Source organism: Candidatus Margulisiibacteriota bacterium (assembly GCA_041650635.1).
Classification (GTDB): domain Bacteria; phylum Margulisbacteria; class WOR-1; order JAKLHX01; family JBAZKV01; genus JBAZKV01.
This window is the reverse complement of sequence record JBAZKV010000046.1, coordinates 1-3,396: the sequence shown is the minus strand read 5'-3', so window position 1 is coordinate 3,396 and position 3,396 is coordinate 1. Positions and strand designations below refer to the sequence as shown.

Sequence of the window (3,396 nt, the reverse complement as noted above, 5' to 3'; positions counted from 1 at the left end):
TTTTGCCTTATCGACTCCAGAAGGGCCGATTCCCGGCCTGCATTTTCTTCCTCTTCCTTAATGCTCACGGGAGATCCGATGTTGACAGTGACAGTTGTCGGATTGACCAGCAGGGTGCCTCTTTTCTGGATATTGTAGCTTCCGGATACTGCTATGGGAATGATCCTAGCATCCGCATTTACTGCTACTATCAGGCTCCCCCGTTTGAAGTCCCCTACCTTGCCGTCCATGCTCCGTGTCCCTTCCGGAAAGATCATGACAGGCTCTCCGCTCTTCACGATCGCCGAGATCTTCTTAAGTGCGATTATAGCGTCACGCGGGCTTTTCCTGTTTATAGAAACATCCCCGCGTTTTTTCATATACCAGCCGAAGAGAGGTATCCTGAAGAGCTCTTCCTTGACAAGGAACCTGAAATTGAAAGGCAGCGCCGCCATCATCACGGGGATATCAAAATTACCCTGGTGGTTGGCTATCAGAACGACCGGACCTGCGACATTAAGATTCTCCGTGCCTTTTACGATCAGCTTGACGCCGGCGATAAAGAGTATAGAACGGGCCCATACTCTGGATATATTCCCGAATATGCGCCTTTTGTCTTTTGCAAATACCGCGACCATGACGGCAAGAAGGCTCCCGCCAGCCATGGAAACCAGCATGAAAAGACCCGCCAGGACCGTTAACACAATGCTTTTGATCATCAGATAAAATCTTACCATATATATACCTGCCGGGAAATGTGAAATTTCCAGCAAATCCGCCGATAACAGTATATGGAAATATTCACGCCGCGGGTCGCAGTGAAAGCAAGACAGGAAACGCCCGCCGTTCAAGACACCCATATCGCCTTAAAGACAGTTGGCATGAAAAAGACCTGTATCTATGAATGCAGCAAAGAATGTATACCGTCATCCAGGTCCCGTCTATGCATAGGCTGCCCACGCGGTTTCCAGTTCTCGCTGAAACATATTGTCGGGAGCGTATATAAAAAGATCGTCGGGCTGGCAATAAACATGTTCAGCAGGGAGAATTACTAACCCCCTCTAGCTCCCCCTTGACAGGGGGAGGACATGCATAATTTGCCCCCTCTCCCTGTCAAGGGAGAGGGCCGGGGTGAGGGTTAGTTTAGAACATCCTCTTCGTTGTATAATATCCCCATGTTAAATAGGTTACCGATGTTTCTAATTGCCGTATTATTCATCCAAACAGGAGGTCTTACAATGGCCGGAGAAACAACAGTAAAGATTTTCGATCCATCCATAAATAAAGAAGTGTTTGTAAATAAAATCGAAAAGACCGACGCCGAATGGAAAAAGCTGCTTACAACTGAACAATATCTGGTGACCGCAAAGAAAGTGACCGAAGCTCCGTTCAGCTGCAGCCTGAACAACAATAAAGAGCAGGGCATCTACGAGTGCATCCGCTGCGGCACCGCGCTGTTCCGGTCAGGCACGAAGTTCGACTCCGGCACCGGCTGGCCCAGCTATAATGAGCCGGTCTCGCAGCTGAATATAGTTACAGAGAAAGACACATCGCTTGGAATGGTCCGTGAAGAGGTGCTTTGCGCCCGCTGCGGCTCCCACCTCGGACATGTCTTTAACGACGGCCCAGCACCTACATATAAGAGGTATTGTATTAACGGGATCGCCTTGAAGTTCGTTAAACCAGGTGAAAAAATCTTTGAACAGGCGACCTTCGGCGCCGGATGCTTCTGGCACGTCCAGGAGGAGTTCGACAAGGTCAAGGGCGTTATCGACACGGAAGTCGGCTTTACCGGCGGCACCGTCCCGGAACCGAGTTACGAAAAAGTCTGCGGCGGGAATACCGGACATGCCGAAGTGGTTCACATTAAGTTTGATCCGAATAAAGTCAGTTACGATCAATTGCTGGATGTATTCTGGAAGATACATGATCCGACAACCTTAAACCGTCAGGGACCTGATATCGGCGAACAGTATAGATCGGCTATCTTCTATTACAGTCCTGAACAAAAGGAAACTGCTATAAAGTCTAAGAAAAAGCTTGAAAAGTCAGATATATATGAGAAGCCGACAGTCACTCAGATAGTACCGGCATCAAGGTTTTTTCAGAAGAAGAGGCGCTAAGGACAAAGAGCAAAGGGCAAAGAACAAAGGAAGTAACAAGCAACAAGAAATAAGCTGATAGACTTACAGCTTCGCTTGGACTTTGTTGATAATGGAGCTTAACATGCGGATAAATTCCGAACATTCTCTAATATGCGGCTCGATTTGCTTTTCGGGAAAGTAAATGCCGGAAACGATCTTGAGCCAATAAATTGTTTCTTTGGCTTCTTTCCTGGAAATTACTATCTTATTTAGAAAATCCTTCTTCGTAACAGTGCCGTCCGCCTCTTCATAATTCGCCCCGATCGACGTGGCTGAACCTGCAAGCTGTTTTCTTATTGTTTCGCATTCATACTGCTTTGGCAATGTCCGGCAGAGCTGCAGCATCTTCCTCGAAAAGATTAAAAACCTATGCTTCAGCCCATCATTGAACATCATTTTCCCCATCCTCCTTATTGTTTAATTCTTATTCCTTCCTTTGCCCTTTGTTCTTTGCCCTTTGCTCTTCGATCATTCCTCCCACACCACCCTCCTCAACTCTTCCTCTGTCGTTATCTTCTGCCTGACCTTCTCCATCCCCGCCTCGAACAAAGGCTTAAGCCCTGCATTAAGCTCGATCTCTTTTTTCCCCGCGCCTTTGGTTATCATGCCTCTGATCTCTTCATCGATATGTAGTATTTCATAGATCCCGGTCCTCCCCCTGTAACCGGAAAACCCGCAATCCCTGCACGGAGTACACGGAAGCCTGACAAGCCTCTGCGCCACGACGCAGATAAGTGATGAGGCCAGAAGAAAAGGCTCGACGCCCATATCGTAAAGGCGCTCGACCGCCCCGGCTGCTGAGTTCGTATGGAGCGTTGACAAGACAAGGTGTCCGGTCAGCGCGGCCTGTACGGCGATCCGCGCGGTCTCGCTGTCGCGTATCTCGCCGACCATTATCACGTCCGGGTCCTGGCGGAGCATGGAGCGCAGTCCTTTTGAAAAAGTAAGCCCCGCCTTGTTGTTTACCTGCGTCTGGTTGATGCCCGGAAGTTCGTATTCTACAGGATCTTCTATCGTCACGATGTTCTTATCCGCGGAATTGATCCTGTTCAGAGCGGCATACAGCGTTGTCGTCTTGCCTGATCCTGTGGGTCCGGTGATGAGGACCAGTCCCTGAGGCCTAAAGACGGCTTTTGCAAAAATGTCCAGGCAGCACCTTTCCATTCCGAGGTCTTCAAGAGGCAATACCGCGTGGTCCCTTTTTAGCAGGCGCAGGACGGCCTTTTCCCCGTGCACCGTAGGCATTGTCGACCCCCTGATATCGAGCTCCTCA

General features: G+C 49.2%; 5 protein-coding genes. 2 read left to right on the top strand and 3 right to left on the bottom strand.

The features are described 5' to 3' along the window. The coding region (locus WC490_08085) for a lysophospholipid acyltransferase family protein (GenBank protein MFA5098558.1) at nucleotides 1-716 on the bottom strand (716 nt) is incomplete at its 3' end. A gap of 54 nt (nucleotides 717-770) precedes the next feature. Between WC490_08085 and WC490_08080 the strand changes: the two genes are divergently transcribed. Then, complete coding sequence (locus WC490_08080) at nucleotides 771-1,034, top strand: hypothetical protein (GenBank protein ID MFA5098557.1); 264 nt, start codon at nucleotides 771-773, stop codon at nucleotides 1,032-1,034. 183 nt (nucleotides 1,035-1,217) lie between these two features. Continuing rightward, nucleotides 1,218-2,102, top strand: coding sequence for a peptide-methionine (S)-S-oxide reductase MsrA (gene msrA, locus WC490_08075; protein ID MFA5098556.1), 885 nt, complete (start codon nucleotides 1,218-1,220; stop codon nucleotides 2,100-2,102). 63 nt (nucleotides 2,103-2,165) lie between these two features. Here the strand turns inward: msrA and WC490_08070 are convergent, their stop codons facing one another. After that, nucleotides 2,166-2,519 (bottom strand): four helix bundle protein, encoded by a 354-nt coding sequence (locus WC490_08070; protein MFA5098555.1) that lies wholly within the window; start codon nucleotides 2,517-2,519, stop codon nucleotides 2,166-2,168. Nucleotides 2,520-2,591: 72 nt separating this feature from the next. Next, on the bottom strand, nucleotides 2,592-3,396 hold an 805-nt coding region (locus WC490_08065), incomplete at its 5' end, for a GspE/PulE family protein (protein MFA5098554.1).

What these genes read in the sequence shown, in the direction of transcription:
- msrA (MFA5098556.1), top strand. Translation starts at nt 1,218, where the DNA reads ATGGCCGGAGAAACAACAGTAAAGATTTTCGATCCATCCATAAATAAA.
- WC490_08080 (MFA5098557.1), top strand. Translation starts at nt 771, where the DNA reads ATGGAAATATTCACGCCGCGGGTCGCAGTGAAAGCAAGACAGGAAACG.
- WC490_08070 (MFA5098555.1), bottom strand. Translation starts at nt 2,519, where the DNA reads ATGATGTTCAATGATGGGCTGAAGCATAGGTTTTTAATCTTTTCGAGG.